Annotated in this window: 17 protein-coding genes and 1 tRNA gene; 5 read left to right on the top strand and 13 right to left on the bottom strand. The window is 72.3% G+C overall.

The features are described 5' to 3' along the window. Positions 1–85 precede the first annotated feature (85 nt). The 8 genes from B4K29_RS15195 to selA form a co-directional block, all read right to left on the bottom strand. Positions 86–1,450: an aldehyde dehydrogenase family protein gene (locus B4K29_RS15195; RefSeq protein ID WP_239265013.1), complete on the bottom strand. Its 1,365-nt coding sequence runs from the start codon at positions 1,448–1,450 to the stop codon at positions 86–88. 1 nt (position 1,451) lies between these two features. Continuing rightward, on the bottom strand, positions 1,452–2,816 hold the full coding sequence (locus B4K29_RS15190; protein ID WP_239265015.1) for a glutamine synthetase family protein: 1,365 nt from the start codon (positions 2,814–2,816) through the stop codon (positions 1,452–1,454). Continuing rightward, a complete protein-coding gene (locus B4K29_RS15185; protein ID WP_286968018.1) occupies positions 2,813–3,634 on the bottom strand; it encodes a FadR/GntR family transcriptional regulator in 822 nt (273 codons plus the stop codon). The genes B4K29_RS15190 and B4K29_RS15185 overlap by 4 nt, the downstream gene beginning before the upstream one ends. Then, complete coding sequence (locus B4K29_RS15180) at positions 3,631–5,163, bottom strand: amino acid permease (protein WP_239265019.1); 1,533 nt, start codon at positions 5,161–5,163, stop codon at positions 3,631–3,633. The genes B4K29_RS15185 and B4K29_RS15180 overlap by 4 nt, the downstream gene beginning before the upstream one ends. 257 nt (positions 5,164–5,420) lie before the next feature. Continuing rightward, positions 5,421–6,524, bottom strand: coding sequence for a branched-chain amino acid aminotransferase (locus B4K29_RS15175; RefSeq protein WP_286956414.1), 1,104 nt, complete (start codon positions 6,522–6,524; stop codon positions 5,421–5,423). 126 nt (positions 6,525–6,650) lie between these two features. Next, entirely contained in the window at positions 6,651–7,733 is a 1,083-nt protein-coding gene (locus B4K29_RS15170) for a 3-isopropylmalate dehydrogenase (RefSeq protein WP_286968016.1), read from the bottom strand. An 88-nt stretch (positions 7,734–7,821) separates the two neighbouring features. Then, the gene (gene selB / locus B4K29_RS15165; RefSeq protein WP_286968014.1) at positions 7,822–9,726 is read right to left on the bottom strand and encodes a selenocysteine-specific translation elongation factor; all 1,905 of its coding nucleotides are present in this window, start codon (positions 9,724–9,726) and stop codon (positions 7,822–7,824) included. Then, a complete protein-coding gene (gene selA, locus B4K29_RS15160; RefSeq protein ID WP_286968012.1) occupies positions 9,723–11,048 on the bottom strand; it encodes an L-seryl-tRNA(Sec) selenium transferase in 1,326 nt (441 codons plus the stop codon). The genes selB and selA overlap by 4 nt, the downstream gene beginning before the upstream one ends. Positions 11,049–11,273: 225 nt before the next feature. Between selA and B4K29_RS15155 the strand changes: the two genes are divergently transcribed. Both B4K29_RS15155 and B4K29_RS15150 read left to right on the top strand, forming a co-directional pair. Beyond that, entirely contained in the window at positions 11,274–12,206 is a 933-nt protein-coding gene (locus B4K29_RS15155) for a hypothetical protein (protein WP_286968010.1), read from the top strand. 78 nt (positions 12,207–12,284) lie between these two features. After that, positions 12,285–13,007, top strand: coding sequence for a hypothetical protein (locus tag B4K29_RS15150; RefSeq protein WP_286968008.1), 723 nt, complete (start codon positions 12,285–12,287; stop codon positions 13,005–13,007). A 22-nt stretch (positions 13,008–13,029) separates the two neighbouring features. Here B4K29_RS15150 and B4K29_RS15145 read toward each other — a convergent pair. After that, positions 13,030–13,125, bottom strand: a tRNA-Sec gene (locus B4K29_RS15145). A gap of 61 nt (positions 13,126–13,186) precedes the next feature. On the opposite strand from B4K29_RS15145, the gene B4K29_RS15140 reads away from it, so the two are divergent. From B4K29_RS15140 to B4K29_RS15130, 3 genes are read left to right on the top strand one after another with little or no spacing between them, the layout of a single operon-like run. Further along, the gene (locus B4K29_RS15140) at positions 13,187–13,474 is read left to right on the top strand and encodes a DUF7218 family protein (protein ID WP_019287829.1); all 288 of its coding nucleotides are present in this window, start codon (positions 13,187–13,189) and stop codon (positions 13,472–13,474) included. Between the two features lie 34 nt (positions 13,475–13,508). Beyond that, a complete protein-coding gene (selD, locus tag B4K29_RS15135) occupies positions 13,509–14,498 on the top strand; it encodes a selenide, water dikinase SelD (RefSeq protein ID WP_286968006.1) in 990 nt (329 codons plus the stop codon). Continuing rightward, positions 14,495–14,902: a rhodanese-like domain-containing protein gene (locus tag B4K29_RS15130; RefSeq protein WP_286968005.1), complete on the top strand. Its 408-nt coding sequence runs from the start codon at positions 14,495–14,497 to the stop codon at positions 14,900–14,902. The genes selD and B4K29_RS15130 overlap by 4 nt, the downstream gene beginning before the upstream one ends. Before the next feature lie 78 nt (positions 14,903–14,980). Here the strand turns inward: B4K29_RS15130 and B4K29_RS15125 are convergent, their stop codons facing one another. Genes B4K29_RS15125 through fdh form a run of 4 tightly spaced genes read right to left on the bottom strand, consistent with a single transcriptional unit; the run spans position 14,981 to position 21,741 of the window. After that, entirely contained in the window at positions 14,981–16,255 is a 1,275-nt protein-coding gene (locus tag B4K29_RS15125) for an L-lactate MFS transporter (protein WP_286959663.1), read from the bottom strand. 46 nt (positions 16,256–16,301) lie between these two features. Then, on the bottom strand, positions 16,302–17,390 hold the full coding sequence (gene nrfD, locus B4K29_RS15120; RefSeq protein WP_029212211.1) for an NrfD/PsrC family molybdoenzyme membrane anchor subunit: 1,089 nt from the start codon (positions 17,388–17,390) through the stop codon (positions 16,302–16,304). Then, on the bottom strand, positions 17,387–18,340 hold the full coding sequence (locus tag B4K29_RS15115; protein WP_019287835.1) for a 4Fe-4S dicluster domain-containing protein: 954 nt from the start codon (positions 18,338–18,340) through the stop codon (positions 17,387–17,389). The genes nrfD and B4K29_RS15115 overlap by 4 nt, the downstream gene beginning before the upstream one ends. Further along, positions 18,340–21,741, bottom strand: coding sequence for a formate dehydrogenase (gene fdh / locus B4K29_RS15110; RefSeq protein WP_286968002.1), 3,402 nt, complete (start codon positions 21,739–21,741; stop codon positions 18,340–18,342). Before fdh ends, B4K29_RS15115 begins: the two co-directional genes overlap by 1 nt. Positions 21,742–21,774 lie beyond the last annotated feature (33 nt).

Here is a 21,774-nt window from a genome sequence, read left to right as displayed (position 1 = left end):
GGTGGGCAGTTCCTTTCGTCGTTCCGCAGGATGGCGGGTGGGAGCGAGCAGAGCAGAGCAGGCCGTATGCCGTGGCGGGCCGGCCTCACGCGTCGGCGATGAAGACGTTCTTGACGTCGGTGAACGAGTCCAGCGCGTCCGGGCCGAGCTCGCGGCCGAGACCGGAGCGCTTGAAGCCGCCGAACGGCGTCGAGTAGCGCACGCTGGCATGGGAGTTGACCGACAGGTTGCCGGCCTGGACGGCGCGGGACACGCGCAGCGCCCGGCCCACGTCCCTGGTCCAGATCGAGCCGGACAGGCCGTAGTGCGTGTCGTTGGCCATCCGGATCGCGTCGGCCTCGTCGTCGAAGGGCAGCACCGCCACGACGGGTCCGAAGATCTCGTCCTGCCAGACGGCGTCCTCGGTCGACCGGGGCAGCACCACGGTGGGGGCGTACCAGTGGCCACCGCCGTCGGGCCTCGATCCGCGGAACGCCACGTCGACGTCCGCGCCCTCGACGTAGGCCGCGACGCGGTCGCGGTGCTCGGCGCTGACGAGCGGTCCCATCTGGGTGGCCTCGTCGCCCGGGTCGGCCACGACGACGTCCTTGACCGCCGGCTCGAAGCGCTCCATGAACGCGTCGAGGACGCTGCGCTGCACCAGGATCCGGCTGCGGGCGCAGCAGTCCTGCCCGGCGTTGTCGAAGACGCCCATGGGGGCGCTGGCGGCGGCCTGGTCCAGGTCGGCGTCGGCGAAGACGACGTTGGCGGACTTGCCCCCGAGCTCGAGCGTGATGCGCTTGATCCGGTCGGCGGCGCCGCGCATGATCCGCTGCCCCACGGCGGTGGACCCGGTGAAGCACACCTTGGCGACGTCGTCGTGGGTGACGAACCGCTCCCCCACCACCGAGCCCTTGCCGGGCAGGATCGTGAGCACGTGCTCGGGCAGCCCTGCCTCCAGGGCGAGCTCGCCGATCCGGACGGCCGTGAGCGGCGTCAGCTCGGCGGGCTTGAGGACGACGGCGTTGCCGGCGGCGAGGGCCGGCGCGAACCCCCAGCCCGCGATGGGCATCGGGAAGTTCCACGGCACGATGACCCCGACCACGCCCAGCGGCTCCTTGAAGGTCACGTCCAGACCTCCGGCCACGGGAATCTGCCTGCCGCACAGGCGCTCCGGAGCGGCGGAGTAGTAGTGCAGGACGTCGCGGACGTTGCCGGCCTCCCACCGCGCGTTGCCGATCGTGTGCCCGGCGTTTGCGACCTCGAGCCGCGCGAGCTCCTCGACGTGCTCGTCCACCACGTCGGCGAACCTCCGCAGCAGCCGTCCGCGGTCGGCGGGAGCCAGTGCGGCCCAACGACGTTGGGCGACGACGGCCCGCGCGACGGCCTGGTCGGTCGCCTCCTCGTCGACCAGCTCGACGGTGCGCAGGGGCTCGCCGGTGGCGGGGTTGGTGATCTCGTGGGTCGTCACGTCACAGCCTCTCGAATCCGCGGATGCGTTCCCAGTCCGTCACGGCCGCGCCGAAGGCGGCCAGCTCGACGTCGGCGGCGTGGACGTAGTGGTCGACCACGTCGTCCCCGAGCAGCCGGCGGGCGTGCGGCGACGCGTCGAACCGGTCCCTGGCCTGCTGCAGCGTCGAGGGCACGTGCTCCGCGTCGGAGGTGTAGGCGTTGCCCTCGAGCGCCGGTGGCAGCTCGAGCTGCTCGCGGATGCCGTGCAACCCACCGGCCAGCATGGCGGCCGTGGCGAGGTAGGGGTTGACGTCACCGCCCGGCACGCGGTTCTCGACGCGGATGCCCGCGCCGTGCCCCACCACACGCAGGGCGCAGGTGCGGTTGTCGGTGCCCCAGGCGATCGCGGTCGGCGCGAAGGACCCCTCGGCGAACCGCTTGTAGGAGTTGATGTTCGGTGCGTAGAGCACCGTCAGGTCGGCCATCGTGGCGAGGACTCCGGCCATGAAGTGCTCGAACACCTCGCTGCGCCCGCCGTCGCGTGACTCGTCGGCGAAGACGTTGCGTCCGTCCTCGTCCTGCAGGGACATGTGGATGTGGCAGGAGCTGCCCTCGCGCTCGTCATACTTGGCCATGAAGGTGAGCGACTGGCCGTGCCGGCCGGCGATCTCCTTGGCCGCGGTCTTGTAGACGGTGTGCGTGTCGCAGGTCCGGTGGACCTCCTCGTAGCGGAACACGATCTCGTGCTGCCCGAGGTTGCACTCCCCCTTGGCGCTCTCGACGATCGCCCCGCTGGCGTACATCGCGTTGCGGATGTCCCGCAGCAGCGGCTCGACCTTGGCTCCCCCGAGGATGGAGTAGTCCACGTTGTAGCGGTTGGCCGGCGTCAGCCCCTGGTAGCGCGCGTCCCAGGCCTGCTCGTAGGTGTCCTCGAAGACGATGAACTCCAGCTCGGTCCCGGCGAAGGACCGGTAGCCCAGCTCGGCGGCAGCGTCCTGCTGCCCGCGCAGCACCGTGCGGGGTGCCTGACGGACCAGCCCGGTGCCGTCAAGCCAGGACAGGTCGCACAGGATCGTCGCCGACCCCGGGCAGCCCGGGGTGCGTCGCAGGCTGGCGAGGTCGAGGTCGAACCTCATGTCCCCGTAGCCCTTCTCCCACGAGCTGATGGCATAGCCGTCGACGGTGTTCATCTCGACGTCCAGGGCGAGCAGGTAGTTGCACCCCTCGGTCCCGTCCTCGAGGACGTGGTCGAGGAAGAACTGCGGGTGCAGGCGCTTGCCCAGCAGCCTGCCCTGCATGTCGGGGAAGGCGACGACGATGGTGTCGACCGTGCCGTCCTCGCACTCCTGCCGCAGCTGCTCCAGGGTCAGGGTCGGTGCTCTCACGGGGTACCTCCGGGGTGCGTGGTCGGGTGGGCGAGCAGGCCGCGCAGGAGCGCCGCCGTCTTGTCGCAGTGCTCCTCGGCGAGCTCTCGGGCGTCCTCGGGCTCGCCGGACAGGATCGCGTCCACGACGGCCTCGTGGTCGGCGTTGGAGTGCTCGATGTTGCGTGGCAGGACCGGTATGGCGGCCAGGAGCTGGTGCAGCGCGGACTGCGACCGGCTGACCGCCTCCACGAGCGACGGGCTGCCCGAGAGGCCGGCGATCGCGAGGTGCAGCCGCGAGTCGGCCTGCCGGTGCTCGGCGGCGTCCCGGCGGCTGGCGTCGGACACGTCGCGCAGGCACTCCTTGAGCCAGCCGCGGTCGGTGGCGGGCAGGGCGCGGGACGCCGCGAGGTAGGCCGTGCCGGGCTCGACCACGCGGCGGAACCCGAGGACGTCCTCGAGCTCGGCCTCGGTCGTCGCGGCGGCGTCGCCCGTCTCCGCCTCGCGGGCGGCCCAGTCGTAGGTCACGAAGCTCCCGCCGGCGCGGCCGCGCCTCGTCTCGACCATCCCGAGGTCCCGCAGCGTGGCGATGGCCTCCCGCAGCGTCACCCGGGACACGCCGAGCCGGGTGGCGAGCTCCCGCTCGGGCGGCAGCTGGGAGCCGGTCGGCAGGACACCGAGGCGGACGGCGGTGGCGAGCTGCTCGAGGGTGGCCTCGTAGGCCTGGCCCTCGCGGACCGGACGCAGGACGACCTCGGGGACGAGGTCCTGGGCCGACATGCGCGCGGGCCGGGTCGCGGTCTGGGCCGGGTCGCGGACCTGGTCGGGCGTCGGGCTCATCGGAACAGGTCCGCGGGCTCGACGGTGTCGTGGTGGCCGGGGTCCTCGACCATGAAGTGCTTGCGCCCGCCGAAGATCCAGGTCGCCCCGGCGAAGACGAGGACGACCGCGACGGCGACCGGCGCGTAGTTGAAGGTCTCGATCGTGACGGGCGCAGCCGGCGGCAGCATGAAGAGGACGACGATGAACCCCACCCACACCACGGCGATCCAGCCGATGGGGGCGCTCCAGCGGCCGAGGTTCCACCGGCCGGGGACGAAGTCCGGGTTGATGCGGCGCAGCAGGACGGGCGTGACGTAGGCGATGTAGAGGCCGATCACGGCGATGGACGTGACCGCGAGGTAGGCCGTCTGCGACACGAGCGAGGGGCTGGCGAGGACGATCGCGAGCACGGTCACCAGCCAGATCGAGTTGGTCGGCGTGCCGGTCCGCGGGTTGACCTTGGACCACCAGCGAGAGCCGGGCAGGGCGTTGTCGCGGCTGAAGGCGAAGGACATGCGCGAGGAGGAGGTCACGCACGCCATACCGCAGAAGAACTGCGCGACGGCGCAGATCAGCACGAGGGTCAGGCCGAGGCCCTGGCCGGTCGCATCGATGAAGATCTGGGCGGGTGGCAGGCCGATGTCGCTGGCCAGGGCCCCGTCGTAGTCCTGGATCGCCGAGGTCACCGCCAGCAGCAGGATCCAGCCCGCCACGAGCGACACGAGCACGGAGTTGACGATCCCCTTGGGCGCGTTGACCGACGCGTTGCGGGTCTCCTCCGCCACGTGCGCCGACGCGTCGAACCCGGTGAAGGTGTATTGGGCCATCAGCAGACCGATGAGGAAGACGTAGATGGAGCTCGTCCACCCGGTGTTGTTGACGAAGTGCGTCAGCGTCCAGCCGGGCGACTGGTGCCGGTCGGGGACGAGCGCGAGCACCACGACGATGACGGCCGCGCCCGCGAGGTGCCACCACGCCGAGACGGCGGACAGCAGCCGGACCAGGTTGACCCCGAAGGCGTTGAGCAGACCGTGCATCAGCAGGATGACGCAGAAGCACGCGAAGGTGGTCTGCGGGGTGACGTCGACGCCGATCGTCAGGTCCAGGAAGGCCATCCAGGTGGTCGCGGCGCCGAAGTCGACGGCGGCGGTCACGGCGACCTCGCCGAGGAAGTTGAACCAGCCCACGACCCAGGCCCACTCGCGCTTGTGCGAGCGCGCGAGCCGACCGGCCCAGAAGTAGAGGCCGCCGGCCGTCGGGTAGACCGAGCAGACCTCGGCCATGGCCAACGCGACGCACAGGACGAAGACGCCGACCAGCGGCCATCCCAGCGAGATCGCCGCGGGGCCACCGGCATTCATCGCGATGCCGTAGGACGTGATGCAGCCCGACAGGATCGAGATGATCGAGAAGGACACGGCGAAGTTGCTGAACCCGGACATGGTGCGGTTGAGCTCTTGCTTGTAGCCGAGCTCGGCGAGCTGCGCGGCGTCCTCGTGGCTGTAGTCCTGCTCGTCGGCGCGGGACAGGAACCGGCGTGGGCCCATGGGGCACCTCCTGGGTGCGGCCTCGCGCGCGGGCTGCACGAGGACGATCCAGCCAGTGAACCGTACGGGTGAAACCTTCGTCAATGGTCTGGTGTTAAACCTTTGTTACCAGACCGGCCACGCTGTCCCCGCCCCTGTCCTTGGCTCCGTCCTCGACCCTCTCCCCACCACGATCGTGAGGGGCTGCTCCACGAAAGGTGGACCAAACCCTCACGATCTGGGGATGTGGGCGGGTTGGTGGGTGGGACGTGGCGAGGTCAGACGAGCCGGGTCATCCAGCCGTGGGTGTCCTCGGCCCGGCCGTACTGGATGTCGAGGAGCTGGTTGCGGATCGACAGGGCGATCTTGTCGTCGGTGGCCTCGGTGCGGTGGTTGACCGAGCCGCCCTCCCAGCGCAGCTCGCCGACGGGGGTGATGACGGCGGCCGTGCCACAGGCGAAGACCTCGGCCAGCTCGCCGGACGCGGCGGCGTCCTTCCACTCCTGGATCGGGATGCGGCGCTCCTCGGGCGTGAGGCCCAGCTCGCCGGCGATCTGCAGGATGGAGCTGCGGGTGACGCCCTCGAGGATCGAGCCGGTGAGCTCGGGGGTCACGAGGCGCCCGTCCTTGTAGACGAGGAAGAGGTTCATGCCGCCCAGCTCCTCGATGTGCTCGTGCGTCGCCGAGTCGAGGAACACCGCCTGGTCGCACCCGTTCTCGATGCCCTCGAGCTGGCCGGCGAGGCTGGAGGCGTAGTTGCCGCCGCACTTGGCGGCGCCGGTGCCGCCGGCGCCCGCGCGGGCGTAGTCGGTGGAGATCCACAGCGTGACGGGCTCCAGCCCGCCGGAGAAGTACGCGCCGGCCGGGGAGGCGATCACGGCATACGTGACCTCCTTGGCCGGCCGCACGCCGAGGAAGGCCTCGGAGGCGAACATGAACGGCCGCAGGTAGAGCGAGGTCTCGCCGGCGCCGGCCGCGGGGACCCAGGCGTCGTCGGCGGCCACGAGGGCCTTGATCGACTCGAGGAAGTCCTCGGTGGCCAGCTCGGGCAGGGCGAGCCGACGCGCGCTGCGCTGCATCCGGGCGGCGTTGGCCTCCGGGCGGAAGCACCAGACCGATCCGTCGGCGTGACGGAAGGCCTTGAGCCCCTCGAACACCTCCTGCGCGTAGTGCAGGACGGCGGCGGCGGGGTCCAGCTGGAAGGGGCCGTAGGGGCGGATCGCGTCGCCGTGCCACCCGGCGTCGGCGGTCCACGTGGCGACGGCCATGTGGTCGGTGAAGGTCTTGCCGAAGCCGGGGTTGGCGAGGATCTGCTCGCGCTCGGCGTCGGGCACCGGGGTGGTGGTGCGCTCCAGCGGGAAGGACAGGGACGGCGTCGTCATGGGGTGCTCCTTGTCGCACGGGGTTTCGCCTCGAAGGCTACCGCGCCCTCCGGGGCCGGGATCGACCGCGGTTCGACACATCGGCCTGGCGTGCCAACCTGGGCGGACGTGACGACCTGAGGTAGGTCAGAGGCGGGCGGCGATGGCCTCGCCGACCTCCTGGGTGGACCGAGGGGTGGAGCGCTGGGCGGAGCCACGCTCCGTGAGGTCCGCCAGCACCGCGGCCTCGACGCGCTCGGCGGCCGGGACCAGGCCCACGTGCCGCAGCAGCAGCGCGACCGAGAGGATCGCGGCGGTGGGGTCGGCCTTGCCCTGGCCGGCGATGTCGGGCGCCGAGCCGTGCACGGGCTCGAACATCGAGGGGTTGGTGCGGGAGGGGTCGATGTTGCCGCTGGCCGCGAGCCCGATCCCGCCGGACACCGCCGCCGCGAGGTCGGTCAGGATGTCGCCGAAGAGGTTGTCCGTCACGATGACGTCGAAGCGCGCGGGGTCGGTGGTCAGGAAGATCGTGGCCGCGTCGACGTGCAGGTAGTCCACCGACACCTCGGGGAACTCCGGCGCCACCGCCTCGACGGTCCGGCGCCACAGATGACCGGCGTGGACGAGCACGTTGTGCTTGTGGACGAGCGTGAGCTTCTTGCGGGGGCGGGCCTGCGCCCGGGCGAAGGCGTCGCGCACGACCCGCTCCACGCCGAAGGCCGTGTTGACGCTGACCTCGGTGGCGATCTCGTGCGGCGTGCCGACGCGCAGGGCGCCGCCGTTGCCGACGTACGGCCCCTCGGTCCCCTCGCGCACCACGACGAAGTCGAAACCGTCAGGAGCGACGCGGGCCAGGTCGAGCGGGCTCTGCGCCCCGGGATAGAGCGTCGAGGGTCGCAGGTTGACGCAGTGGTCCAGGGCGAAGCGCAGCGGCAGCAGCACGCCTCGCTCGAGCACGCCGGACGGCACGCTGGGGTCACCGATGGCGCCGAGCAGGATCGCGCCGTGGCCGCGCAGCGCGTCCAGGTCGGCGTCGGTGAGCGTCTCGCCGGTCGCGTGCCAGCGCTTCGCCCCCAGGTCGTAGTCGGTCGTGCGCACCTCGACCCCGTCGGCCTCGGTCACGGCCCGCAGCACGCGCAGGCCCTCGGCGACGACCTCGGGGCCGATGCCGTCACCCCCGACGACGGCGAGGTCGAGGCTGGTGGGCGCGGTCGCGGGCTGGCTCGTCATACGCCCGAGGCTAGGGATCCATCTCAACCCGCAAAACGTCGTCTCACGATCTGACGACCGGCGACGGGCGCGGCCACCGTGGCGGTCCTCAGCGCGCGACCTCGCGGTGGGTCGGGTCGACCCGGCGGGTCCACCCGCGCGCGTCCAGGTGCTCCAGCAGAGGTATGACGACCCGCCGCGTCGTGCCGAGGGCCTGTCGCGCGGCGCTGGTGGTGAACGGCTGCTCCAGGGCCGACAGCTCGCGCATCGCGAGGGCGGGACCGCGGGGCAGCAGGACGATGTCGTCGACCAGCCGCACGAGGCGGCCCGCGGCCTCCGCGGCGGCGAGCTCGCGAGCGCCGAGACCCCACAGGTCGAGCTGGCCGCGCTCCGGTGCGGCGAAGGGGTTGGCGGCGAGCTGCTGCTCGAGCGCCTGCAGCCCCGCCTCGGCGGCCCCCAGGCTGGGGCGCACCCCGGGCCGGGAGACCTTGCCCTGCCCGACCTCCAGGCCGGCGTCGCGGGCGACGGGGGTCACCGTGGCCACGTCGGGCATCCCGGCGATGCGGCGAGCCTCCTCGAGGCGGAGCCAGGGATCCATGGGGACGTCCTGGATGCGCCGGTCCACGGCCATGAGCAGCTCGGACCGCCACTGCTGCCAGGCGGACTCCGCGACGAGCCACTCCCCGACGTGGCGCACGCCGGGGAAGTCCGCGAGGAGGTCCTGGGGCCGGACGCCGAGGACGGCGAGGTCGCGCGGGCGCATGGCCCCGCGACGCTCCACCTCGCGGGCGACGTCGACCCTCGTCGGCCCCAGAGGACCCTGGGACCTCTGGGAGCCCTGTGATCCCAGGGAGCTCTGTGAGCCCAGCGATCCCGGGCCGCCCGACGACCCCGCGCCGGCCGACGAGGTCGCCGGGTCCAGCATGTCGGAGGACGCCACCTCGGCGAGCGCGCCCGCGCGCCGGGCCGCGGCGCCCCGGCGCTGCAGCTCGGGCGGGTCGACGTCGAGGACGGTGGCGCCGGCCAGCATGGTCCGTCGCCCCGGGTCGCGCAGGATGAACCGGTCGCCTGCCTGCAGCGGGAGCGGCTCCGGGGTCCGCAGCCGGACGAACTGCTCGCCGAGGGGCCGGACCCGCGCCGTCCAGGAGCCCGAGCCGATGTGGACGGTCAGCTCGCCCGGCAGGTCGGCGGCCACGCAGCCGTGCAGGGCCGCATCGACCTCGCGGGTCCAGTGCCAGGCGTGGGGCGTCACGAGCACCTCGCCGCGGCCCACCTCGTCGGCCGGGGTGGAGCGCAGGTTGACCGCGACCCGGGCCCGCGCAGGGACGGCGTCGTAGTCCTGCCCGAGCGACTGCAGACCGCGCACCCGCACGGGGCGACGGCCGAGCTCGAGGGCGTCACCGACGCACAACGACCCCTCGCCCAGCGTGCCGGTGACCACCGTCCCCGCGCCGGGGATCGTGAACGACCGATCGATCCACAGCCGCACCCGGGCGCCGTGGTCGGGCTCGGGCAACCGCGCCACGAGTCGCCGCAGGGCGGAACGGAGCTCGTCGATGCCCTCGCCGGTCTCGGCGGACACCGCCAGCGCCTCGCACTCCCCCAGGCTGGACCGGGCCACGCGCTCGCGCGCCTGCGCGAGGGCCGGGGCGGGGTCGGCAAGATCGCTGCGGGTCACCACGAGGACCCCGTGGCGCAGCCCGAGGGCATCGACCGCCTCGAGGTGCTCCTCGCTCTGCTCGCGCCAGCCCTCGTCGGCCGCGACGACGACGAGCACGGCGGGAGCCGGTCCGAGGCCGGCGAGCATGTTGCCGATGAAGCGCTCGTGCCCGGGCACGTCGACGAACGCGACGCGCTCCCCCGAGTCGAGCGCCGTCCAGGCGAATCCGAGGTCGATCGTCATGCCCCGGCGTCGCTCCTCGGCCCAGCGGTCGGGCTCCATGCCCGTGAGGCGCCGCACGAGCCGGGACTTGCCGTGGTCGACGTGGCCGGCGGTGGCGACGATGTGCATCATGCGCCGCTCGCCCCCTCGGGCTCGGCCAGCTGCTCCCGCACCGCGAGCACCGCCTCCACCACGTCGTCGAGCCGGGCCTGCGGCAGGCAGCGCACGTCGAGCAGCGTGCGTCTGCCCTCGACCCGCCCGACCACGGCGGGCGAGCCGAGGCGCAGGCGCTCGGCATACGGCTCGGGCAGGGCGACCGCCCACCCGGGCAGGTCCAGCCCGGGCGCCGATCCCCCGCCGACCCTCCCGAGCGAGGGCACGACGGGTGCGCCCAGCCGCTCACCGAGGGCCTCCGCGCGCGCCTGGAGCTCGCTGGACGAGACGTGGACCGCGTCGTGAGTCGGCGTCGTGGGGGCCTCGAGGGTGGCGGCCAGCGCGGCCAGTGTGAGCTTGTCGGCCCGGAACGCTCGCTGCAGCGGGTGGCGACGCACGCGTTCGACGGCGTCGGCCGCCCCGAGGACGATGCCGGCCTGGGGGCCGCCGAGGAGCTTGTCGCCGCTGCACGTCACCAGGGTGGCGCCGGCAGCGAGGGTCGTGGCAGCGTCGGGCTCGCCGGGCAGCACGGGGTCGGGCCGCAGGAGGCCGCTGCCGATGTCCACCACGAGCGGCAGCTCCCGCTCGTGGGACAGCCCGGCGAGCTCGGCCACCGTCGCCTCGCTGGTGAAGCCCTCGACCCGGAAGTTGCTGGGGTGCACCTTGAGGATCGCTGCCGTCCGCTCCGTCACCGCGTCGGTGTAGTCCGCGAGCCGTGTGCGGTTGGTGGTCCCCACCTCCCGCAGGCGCACGCCGGTCGACTCGATCAGGTCGGGCAGCCGGAAGCCGTCGCCGATCTCGACCATCTCGCCCCGGCTGACGAGCACCTCGCGGCCCTGGGCGAGAGAGGTGAGCACGAGGCTCAGGGCGGCGGCGCCGTTGTTGACCACCAGGGCGCCACCTGCGGCGGGCACCGCTCGGGCGAGGGCGTCGAGGGTGCGCCGGCCACGTCGTGCCCGCACCCCGGTCGCGAGGTCGAGCTCGACGTCCGTGCACCCGGCGGAGGCGACGAGCGCCTCCACCGCCGCGGGGGCCAGCTGGGCCCGGCCGAGGTTGGTGTGCAGGACGACCCCGGTCGCGTTGAGGACCTCGGGATGCCGGGAGCGCCGCCGCAGCTCGTCGGCGACCGACGTCACGAGGAGCTCCGGCGGGAGGTCACCGCGTCGCACCTGCTCCTGACCCTCGCGGACCGCCTCGCGGACGCGATCCCGCCCGACGGTGGACTCCAGGTCGGCGAGGAGCGGATCGGCCAGCACCGCATCGGTCCTCGGAACCCGTCGGCGCGGGTCGGTGGTCGACATGGCTCGACCCTATGCCGCCCGCGCCTCCGGGTGGAAGGACGCTGGTGCCCCTCGGCGGAGGTGCTGGTGGCGACCAGCACGGTCCGGGCAGCCCCGGGCAGCTCGGTGCGGGGACGCCGACGACGGCCCGCCCGAACGGGTGATGGTCCGCCATATGGTGACGCTTGACTATTCTCCGCAATCAGAATTGACCGGGTCAGCAGGTCCGACAGCCCGGAGGGACGGATGGTCACGCGCACGTCACCCTCGTCCCAGCGCGGCGCCGCGCCCCGCCCGATCACCGCCGCGCTCCGCCCCCTCTCCTCGCGCGCTGACGCACGGCTCGTCACCCCCGTCGTGGCACTGCTGCTCTGCGCCGCGATGGTCGCCGGCTGCTCGTCGTCCGCCGGTCCGGCCACCTCGACCGGCGACACGCCCGCTACCGCCTCCGTCGTGCCTGCTCAGGCGGCCCGCGCCCCCGTCGGCCGCCAGCCCACCAGGGTGTCCCCGAGCGCCACGATCACGGCCCCCGCCGCCCCTCGTCCGCCGACCCTCCCGCGGCCGACGCCCCTGCACTCGCCGCCCCGGCCGCCCGCGCCGCTGCCGGCCATCCCCGCCATACCGGCCCGTACAGCCGTTGAGGGATGGTCCTGCGACCAGGTCGTCCGCGTCGTCAACGGCACGGCCGCCCGGTGCGCCGACGCCGGCGACCCGTCGCTGCGGGCCCAGAGCGTGGGCGACGGCGAGTCGACCGTCGGCCTGACGGACGAGCAGCAGGTCGTCCACGTGCAGCGGGGCCTGAGCAGCACCGACACCTACCTCGTCGCGATGCACGAGCGCGGCCACCAGGAGCTCCGTCAGCGGTGCGACACCTGGGCCTGCGGCGACGCGCTGGCCCGGGCGACCGGGGGCAGCCGAGGCGCGTGGAGCTCCGGGCCCTACTTCGCCCGCGTCGTCGAGGCCGGAGCCTCCGCCTGGGCTCGCTGCCACGGCGGCGACAACCCGCGCTACGGCTACCGGCTCAGCTGCGAGGATCTCGAGGCCGCCTTCGCGGCCGAGGCGCGAGCCCGGGAGGGCCACCGTCGCGAGCAGGCCGAGTACGACGCCGCCTGGGCCCGCTACCGCGAGGCGTACGAGCAGTACCGACGTGACTACGACACCTACGCGGCACAGCTGTGACCTGAACGCACGTAGACCATTGCATGACATTCCGTCACCAATACTCACTCTTAGTGATTTTTGGGGCATAGTGGCGGCGTGATCAGACGCCCCCGCCCCCGCCGCCTCCTCACCGCCCTCGCCGCCCTGGCGACCGCCGCCGCGGTCGGGCCCGCCTCCCCCGCCACCGTCACCGCCGCCGCAGCGCCCCGCCCGATCTATGCCCCCGGCACGTCCGTGAGCCAGCTGCAGTCCACGCAGGTGATGGTCGCCGACCGCACCAGCGGCACCAAGGGCACCTGGGCCCGCTACTCCTGGAACGGCTCTCGCTGGATCCGCGTCAACGCCAACGCTGCGGCGGTCTTCGGCCGCGGCGGTGTCGTCCCGAGCGCGCAGCGCCGCCAGGGCACCAGCACGACCCCCGCCGGCACCTTCTCGCTGGTGCATGCGTTCGGCGTCGGCAACCCCGGCACCCGCATGCCCTATCGCCGCGTCACGCGCTGCAGCTGGTGGATCCAGCACCCCGGCCAACGCGACTACAACCGCTGGCGCGAGTCCTGCTCGGTGCCCGCCTCCGTGGCGCGCTCGTCCGAGCGGCTGCAGTCCTACGTCGACAGCGGGCTCTACCGCCAGGCCGTCGTGATCCGCTACAACTACACGACGCCCAACCGGTCCGGAGCCCACTCCGGGGCCGGGATCTTCCTGCACTACGCGCGGTCCTACACCGGCGGCTGCGTCGGCATCGACAGCATGTCCGAGCTCACCGCCACCGTGCGGTGGCTGGACCCGGCCCGCAAGCCGGTCATCGTCGTCAAGGCCTGACGGGGCTGACCCGAGAGCAGTCTGGCGGAGGCGGACGGGAATCGAACCCGCCTGCGACGGATACCGCCGCACACCGGTTTTGAAGACCGGGAGGACCACCAGGCACCTGTACGCCTCCGCCGCAGATCGTACCCGCCGACAGCGTGCCGCAGACGCGCCCCCGGAGGTAACGTCGAGGCATGGCACCGAGCAAGGACGATCGCAAGGACGACCCCGGCCCCAGCGTCAAGGACAAGGAGCTCTACGAGTCGCTCCGCGACGAGGGCAACAGCAAGGAGAAGTCGGCGCGCATCGCCAACGCGGCTGCGGCGCAGGGCCGCTCGAAGGTCGGCGAGCGCGGCGGCGAGCATGGCAGCTATGACGACTGGACCAAGGACGAGCTGCTGGACCGCGCCAAGGAGATCGGCATCGAGGGTCGGTCCTCCATGACCAAGGACGAGCTGATCAAGGCGCTCCGCGACCACTGAGCCGGGGGTCGTGGACTCGACCTAAGGTGTCCGTATGACGACCCCCTCCTCCATCCGGCTGACGCAGACCGCCCACGGGGGCGGCTGCGCCTGCAAGATCCCGCCCGGCGAGCTCGAGGAGATCGTCAGCGGTCTCGTGGGCGTGGACAGCCCCGACCTGCTGGTCGGCCTCGACGACGGTGACGACGCGGCGGTCGTCCGCATCGGCCCCGGGCAGGCCGTGGTCGTGACCACGGACTTCTTCACGCCCGTCGTCGACGACGCCTACGACTGGGGACGGATCGCCGCGGCCAACGCCCTGTCCGACGTCTACGCCATGGGCGGACGACCAATCGTCGCGGTCAACCTCGTCGGCTGGCCGCGCGAGGTGCTGCCCGCCGAGCTGCTGCGCGAGGTCCTGCGCGGCGGTCTCGACATCGCGCGCGAGGCGGCCTGCCCCGTCGGTGGTGGGCACTCGATCGACGACCCGGAGCCCAAGTACGGCCTCGCCGTCACCGGCCTGGTCGACCCCGACCGGCTGCTGCGCAACGACCGGGCCCGCGCCGGGCTGCCGATCAGCCTGACCAAGCCCCTCGGTGTCGGCGTCCTCAACAACCGCCACAAGTCCACCGGCGAGGTCTTTCCCCAGGCCATCGCGTCCATGACCGCCCTCAACGCCGACGCGGGACGTGCCGCCGTCGAGAGCGGTGCCGAGGCTGCCACGGACGTCACGGGATTCGGGCTGCTCGGCCACCTGCACAAGATGATGCGGGCCTCGGGGGTGTCGGCCGTGCTGGACGCCGCGGCCGTCCCCTACCTCGAGGGCGCGCGCGAGGCGCTGCGCGACGGCTACGTCAGCGGAGGGACGCGCCGCAACCTCGACTGGGTGCGCCCGCACCTCGAGGCGTCCGTCGACGAGGACGAGCTGCTGCTGCTCGCGGACGCCCAGACCAGCGGCGGTCTGCTGGTCGTGGGCGAGGTGCCGGGCGCCCCGGTGATCGGCGAGGTCGTGGCGGGCGGCGAGCACACCATCAGCGTGCGATGACCGAGCCGCTCGGCGTCGACGCCCGGCTCGCGCGCGCCCGGGAGGGGTGGACGCGGCTGACGCCGCAGGAGGCGTATGCCGCCCAGCGGGCCGGCGCGGTCCTCGTGGACACCCGCACCGCCGAGCAGCGGGCCGAGACCGTCGAGATCCCCGGCGCGCTCGTGATCGACCGGACCGTGCTGGAGTGGCGCCTCGACCCGACGTTCGCGTGGCGGATCCCCGAGGCGACCGGCTGGGACCTCACCTACGTGCTCCTGTGCCGCCAGGGCTACAGCTCGAGCCTCGCCGCCCGGTCGCTGCGAGACCTGGGGCTGCGCAACGCGACCGACGTCGTGGGCGGCGTCGAGGCCTGGGTCGCCGCAGGGCTGCCCACCACGACCGAGCCGGGCGACGTGCGCCGCTGACGGACCGGGAACCGGGATGGGTCAGGCATGCCCTGTCGTCGGGCCATGTGGTGACCGAGCGGCCTCCGGCCGCGGGGCCTACCGGCGGCGGGGCGCCTTGGTGATCAACGGGATCGCCGCGCCCACGAGCGCGATGACGCCGAGCGTGGTGAAGGCCAACGTGTAGTTCTTGTCGTCGCCGATGAGCGCCGTCGCGAGCAGCGGACCGGCCACGCCGCCGATGCTCCAGCCGAGGAGCATGAGGCCGTAGATGCCACCGGCGTTCTTGACACCGAAGAAGCGCCCGGCCGTCGACGGCATCGTGCCGAAGCCACCGCCGTAGCAGGTGTAGATGATCGCCGCGAGCACGGCGAACATCGCTGCGTTGCCGACGTGCGGCAGCGCGATCAGCGCCAGGCCCTGCAGGCCGAGGATGCCGACGAAGGCCGTCATCTTGCCGATCTTGTCGGACAGCGACGCCCACAGGATGCGGCCGGCCCCGTTGAACAGCCCCATGATGCCGACGAGGGCGCCCGCACCTGCCGCGGAGTAGCCCGCGATGTCGGTGGCGCTGCCCGCGGCGACCGAGATCAAGGAGATGCCCGCGGTGACGCTGATGGTGAGGATCAGGGTGAGGAGGTACCACTGCGGCGTGCGCAGCGCCTCCTGCTGGGTGAAGTCGGCACCCGGGCTCGCCTGGACGGTGGCCGGGCCGGTCGAGCCCTTGGCGGGAGCCCCGCCGACCGAGTAGCCCTGCGGCGGGTTGCGGAACACCGAGGCGCCGAGGACGCCGGCGATCAGGTAGGCGATGCCGAGCCACAGGAAGGGTGACGTCGGGTGCGCCGGGTCCTTGGCGATGAGGGAGGTCGCGAGCGGTGCGGTGATGACCGCGCCGAAGCCGAAGCCGCCGACCGCGAGGCCCGTGATCAGCCCGGCCTTGTCGGGAAACCACTTCTGCAGCATGGCGATCGGGACGATGTAGGCCATGCCCAGGCCGAAGCCGGACAGGACGCCGTAGCCGAGGACGAGCAGCCACAGCTGACCCTCGCCGCGGGCGAACGAGCTGAGGATGATGCCGATCGAGTAGATGACGACGCCGGTCAGGGCCACGGTGCGCGGGCCCTTGCGGTCCTGGATGCGCCCACCGATGAAGGAGCCGACGAAGATCATGCCGATCGCGACCTCGAACGGGATCGCGGCCTGGGTCTTGGTCAGCTGCAGGAGCGACGAGTCCGACTGCAGGGCCTTGCCGAAGACGCTCCACGCGTAGACGGCACCGATGGCCATCTGCACGAGGACGCCGCCGAGCAGCAGGAGCCAGCGGTTGGGAGTGGCGGTGGGTGCGGAGGCCGCCTGCCGGGTGGTCGAGCTCATCGTGGGTTCCTGTCGGTCGAGCGGTGTCGTATGCCGTGCAGAGGGGTCACCCCAGGGTGCGCTCGCCGCGGTCGAGGCGGGCGCGCTGCGGGACGACGGTGTACTTGGGGTCCTTGGCCGAGGCGATCCCGGCGCGGAAGATGGCGAACCTGGTGCAGATCGACCCCGCCACCAGGGCGGCCCCGGCGACGACCGCGGCGGGCTTGCTGCGCCGCCCGGCGACGAGGGACACGGCGGCACCACCGAGGGTCAGCGCCTTGCTCGCGGTCCACCAACGGCCCGCCTCCCCCTCGTGCAGCAGCTCGGCGCTGATGCCCATCGAGTGCTCCATGACCTGGGCGGAGCCGAGCTCCCACAGGGCACCGCCGACCGCGAGACGCCCGGCGGGCCAGGCCTGCTCGTGGGGTGCGGCGATCATCGCCATACCGGCAGCGGACGCCGCCGCCGACCCGGCGAAGACCATCGGCAGCTCCTTGTAGGCGCTGTGCCAGGCCGGGGTCGCGGTGTTGCCGAGCAGCACCGCGGTGTAGGCCGCGAGGGGCGGGGAGAAGAAAGCCGCACCCAGGCCGGCCGGACGGCCGGCCCACCCGAGGAGCCGGGCGACAGGCTTGAGCGACTGGGGCAGGGCCTCCTCGACCGGGCGGGCGAGCTCGGCGACGGCGGCGACCCCGGCCAGCGGGCCGTAGCCCGCGAGGATCCACGAACCCACGCTCATCGGCGAGGTCAGCTTGACCACCCGCAGCATGTTGATGAACCGCTCGGGGCGGCCGAGGTCCGCGATCAGGAAGTAGGTCGCCAGCCCGATCGACCCCAGGGCGGTCCACCGGGCCTGGCGTCGCAGACCGGGCAGGTCCGCCAGGTCGGCGCCAGCCGCGAGCAGGGACGACCCGGCGGCCAGTCCGCCGACGAACAGGTAGGCCGGGATCTCGTCCGACCAGGGGGCGGGCTTGACGATGGGACGGCCGTAGTAGGAGGTGAACTCCGCCTCCGGGACCATGGACTCCTCGCCACGCCCGTTGCCGGCGAACCGGCGCACGCCGAACAACCCTGAACCGCGTCGCTTGCGGCCTCCGCCGCGACGGGGCTCGTCGGGCCACAGGCCCTCGCGCGTCTCTTGCTGGGCGGGGTTGGTCATCGACGGCCTCCGAGGAAGGACAGGGCGACCCCGACGAGCAGGGTCAGTCCCCCGACGCCGCCCTTGCGGAAGATGTCGGCGAGGTCCTTGGTCGTCACGACCGGGTCCGGCGGCAGGCCGTAGACCTCGGGCTCGTCGAGGAGCAGGAACATCGCGCCGGTGCCGCCGACGCCGTCGTGCGGGTCGTCGCCGTACATCCGCGCCGAGGTGTAGCCCTGCTCGTGCAGCGTCTCCACCCGCGCCCGGCCCCGCTCGCGCAGCTCCGCGACGTCACCGAACTGGATGGACTCGGTCGGGCAGGCCTGTGCGCACGCGGGCGTCTGGCCGGCCCCGATCCGGTCGTAGCACAGGGTGCACTTCTGAGCCACGCCGGCGTTGGTGACCTCACCCTTGCTGCCGGGGCGACGCTCGATCACGCCGAACGGGCAAGCAGCGACGCAGTAGCCGCAGCCGTTGCAGATCTCGTCCTGCACGACCACGGTCCCGAACTCCGTGCGGAACAACGAGCCCGTCGGGCAGACGTCCAGGCAGCCCGCGTGGGTGCAGTGCTTGCACACGTCCGAGCTCATCAGCCAGCGGAAGTCCGGCTTGCCGTCGGCGGCGGGTGCCGCGTCGAGCGCCGCGGGAAGCGCCTCGTCGTCCGGCCGCAGGCCCGGCATACCGAGGTCGACCGGTTGACGACCCAGCACGGTGTCGTCACCGCGCCCCGGCTGCTCGATGAACTTGACCTGGCGCCAGGTGCTGGCGCCGAGGCTCTTGGAGTTGTCGAAGGACGACCCGAGCAGGTCCAGACCGTCCTCGGGGAGCATGTTCCACTCCTTGCACGCGACCTCACAGGCCTTGCAGCCGATGCAGACCGACGTGTCGGTGAGGAAGCCCTTGCGGTCCGGGGCGTCCTGCCAGCCGGCGTCGGGCGCCGGGTCCAGGGGGCCGAACAGGGAGTTGGGCATCAGCGGTCACCGTCCTTGTCGTCGGGTCCGACCTCGGTGGCACCCTTGACGTCGGCGCCGCTGTCGTCATGCTCCTTGACCTTGGCCTCGCGCTCCTGCTCCACGTGGTCCACGTCCGCCCCGGAGCGCAGCTCGTTGCCGGTCTCCTCGGTGACGCCGGAGCGCCGCCGGTAGGAGTCGACGAGCTCCAAGAGCGCAGGGCCTCGAGGACGCCGGCCGGGACGGATGTCGCAGGCGCCGACCTTGGACTCCTGGATCAGGACGTTGGGGTCGAGCGTGACGCCCATCAGGTCGTTGGTGGAGTCGCCGCTGACGATCGCACCGGTGCCACCCGTCGCCCAGTGGTAGGGCAGGCCGATCTGGTGGAAGGTGCGGCCGTCGATGGCGAGGGGCTTCATGCGCGAGGTCACCAGCACCCGCGCCTCGATGGCCGACCGGGGCGACACGAGCGTCGCCCAGCCCATGTGCTCGAGACCCCGCTCGGCCGCCAGCTCGGGCGACACCTCGCAGAACATCTCGGGCTGGAGCTCGGCGAGGTAGGGCAGCCAGCGGCTCATGCCACCCGCCGTGTGGTGCTCGGTCAGGCGGTAGGTCGTGAAGATGAACGGGTAGACCTCGGGGTGCTCCCGGGCCACCTCGTCCTCGGGCGGACGCCCGCCAGACGGGGCGGTGAGGTTGTCCGGCCGCTCATAGACCTTGCGGGTCGGGCTCGCCTGCTGGCTGTAGAAGGGGTTGCGGACGCGTCCCTCCTGCGGCTCGTAGTGCGAGGGCAGCGGCCCGTCGAGCAGGCCCTTGGGGGCGAACAGCCAGCCCTTGCCGTCCGCCTGCATGATGAACGGGTCGTCGCCGGCGATCGCGGCCGGACCCTTGGCGCCCTCGGGCGGGCGGTAGGCCGGGTCGCGGTCGGCCGGGAAGTCCGGCACGTCGGGGCCGGCCCAGCGGCCCGCCTCCGCGTCCCACCACAGGTGCTTCTTGCGCTCCGACCAGGGCTTGCCCTCGGGGTCGGCCGAGGCACGGTTGTAGAGGATGCGCCGGTTGGCCGGCCAGCACCACCCCCACTCGAGGGCGGTCTGGTCCTGCTCGAACCGCGGCTTGCGCCGGTTGGCCTGGTTGACGCCGTCCTTGAACACGCCGGTGTAGATCCAGCACCCGCCCTCGGTGGAGCCGTCGGCCTTCATCTCGGTGAACAGCGGCAGGGGCTGGCCTGCCTTGTCCCCCGTGAGGTAGCGGCCGTTGATCTCCATCAGCACGGCCTCGCCGTCGACCTCGCCGTGCTCGTTGAGGGGGTAGTCCCAGGTGAGGTCGAGCAGCGGACGGTCGCGCTCGTCGGTGGACGCCGCGAGGCGCGCGCGCATGCGCACGCCGACCTCATGGATGAAGTCCAGCTCGCTCTGCGCATCGCCCGGTGGCAGCACCGCCTGCTCGCGCCACTGGAGCATGCGTTGGGTCTGCGTGAACGTGCCGGCCTTCTCGACGTGCGAGGCGGCCGGGAAGAAGAACACCTCGGTCCCGATCGTCTCGGGGCTGCGCTCCCCCGACTCGATCTCGGGCGAGTCCTGCCAGAAGGTCGCCGACTCGATCAGCCGCAGGTCGCGCACGACGAGCCACTTGAGGTGGGCCAGGCCGTCGCGCTGCAGCCGGCCGTGCGCCGAGGCGACGGCGGGGTTCTGCCCGAGCAGGAAGTAGCCCTCGACCTTGCCGTCGATCATGTCCATGGTCGTGCGGTAGGTCCCGTGGTCGCCCGTCAGGCGTGGCAGGTAGTCGTAGCACCAGTCGTTGGCGGCCGTCGCCTTGTCGCCCCACCACGCCTTGAGCAGGCTCACGGTGTAGCTGTCGGCCTCGGTCCAGAAGCCCTTCTGGTCGTCGGTGGAGATGGTGCCGAGATAGTCCTCGAGCGAGTCGTGGACCCCGGCCTTGGGCATCGGGAGATAGCCCGGCAGCAGGTTGAACAGCGTCGGTATGTCGGTCGAGCCCTGGATCGAGGCGTGGCCGCGCAGCGCCATGACGCCGCCGCCGGGACGGCCGACGTTGCCCAGCAGCAGCTGGATGATGCAGGCGGTGCGGATGTACTGCGCACCCACCGAGTGCTGGGTCCAGCCGACCGCGTAGCAGAACGCCGTCGTGCGCTCGCGACCCGAGTTGCGGGTCATCGCCTGGGCGACGAAGTCGAAGTCCTCCCGGGAGATGCCGCAGGTCTGCTCGACCACCTCGGGGGTGTAGCGGGCGTAGTGCCGCTTGAGCACCTGGAACACGCAGCGCGGGTCCTGCATGGTGTCGTCGCGGCGCACCCGGTTGGCCCCGGGCAGCGTCGGCCCGCCTGAACCGTGCTCGTCACCGGCGGCCCGCTCCTGCTTGGACGCCTGGGACTCCTCGGTGCCGTCGTCGGTCTCGGCATACATCCAGGTGTCGTTGTCATAGCTCGCGGTGTCCGGGTCGTAGCCGGAGAACACGCCGTCGAGCTCGTCGACGTCCTGGAAGTCGTCGCGGAGGATGACCGGCCCGTTGGTGTAGGCGCGGACGTACTCCTCGAAGTGCAGGTCGTTGGACAGGATGTAGTTGATGATCGCGCCGAGGAAGACGATGTCGCTGCCCGCGCGGATGCCGACGTGCCGGTGCGCCAGCGCGGAGGTGCGGCTGAACCGGGGGTCGACGTGGATCACCGTGGCACCGCGACGCTTGGCCTCCACGACGTACTGGAAGGCCACCGGGTGGGCCTCCGCCATGTTGGAGCCCTGGATCACGATGCAGTCGGAGTTGGCGAGGTCCTGCACGAAGTTCGTGGCGCCGCCACGACCGAACGAGGCTCCCAGACTGGGAACCGTGGCGCTGTGTCAAATACGAGCCTGGTTCTCGATCTGGATCGCGCCCATGGCCGTGAACAGCTTCTTGATGAGGTAGTTCTCCTCGTTGTCGAGGGTCGCTCCTCCGAGGGCGGCGATGCCCATGGTGCGCCGCAGCGGGCGCCCGTCGTCGTCGTGGTCCTGCCAGGTGCGACGGCGCGTGTCGAGGATGCGGTCGACGACCATGTCGACGGCCTTGTCGCGCTCGATCGGCTCCCACTCCGTGGCGTACGGGCGACGGTAGAGCATCGTCGTCTGACGGTTCGGGGAGTTGACGAGCTGCTCGCTGGCCGAGCCCTTGGGGCACAGCTTGCCCCGCGAGACCGGCGAGTCGGGGTTGCCCTCGATCTGGACGACCCGGCCGTCCTTGACGAAGACCTTCTGCGCGCACCCGACGGCGCAGTAGGGACACACGCTGTGGGCGACCGAGTCGGCCGTGACGGTGCGCGGCTGCAACGCCGCGGTCCGCGCCGACCGTGCGGCAGATCCGCGGCCGAGCGGGTCACCGCCGGTGATCTGGCGCACCACCGGCCACGACAGGAAGGTCTTCTTGACGTCCATGGGATCTCCTTCGACACGGTCACCCTACGACGG

It is taken from the genome of Arsenicicoccus sp. UBA6765, from assembly GCF_002453335.1.
In the GTDB taxonomy this organism is placed as follows: Bacteria; Actinomycetota; Actinomycetes; order Actinomycetales; family Dermatophilaceae; genus Arsenicicoccus; species Arsenicicoccus bolidensis.
Note: the sequence above shows the minus strand (reverse complement) of the source record. Positions and strands in the feature narration are given on the sequence as shown.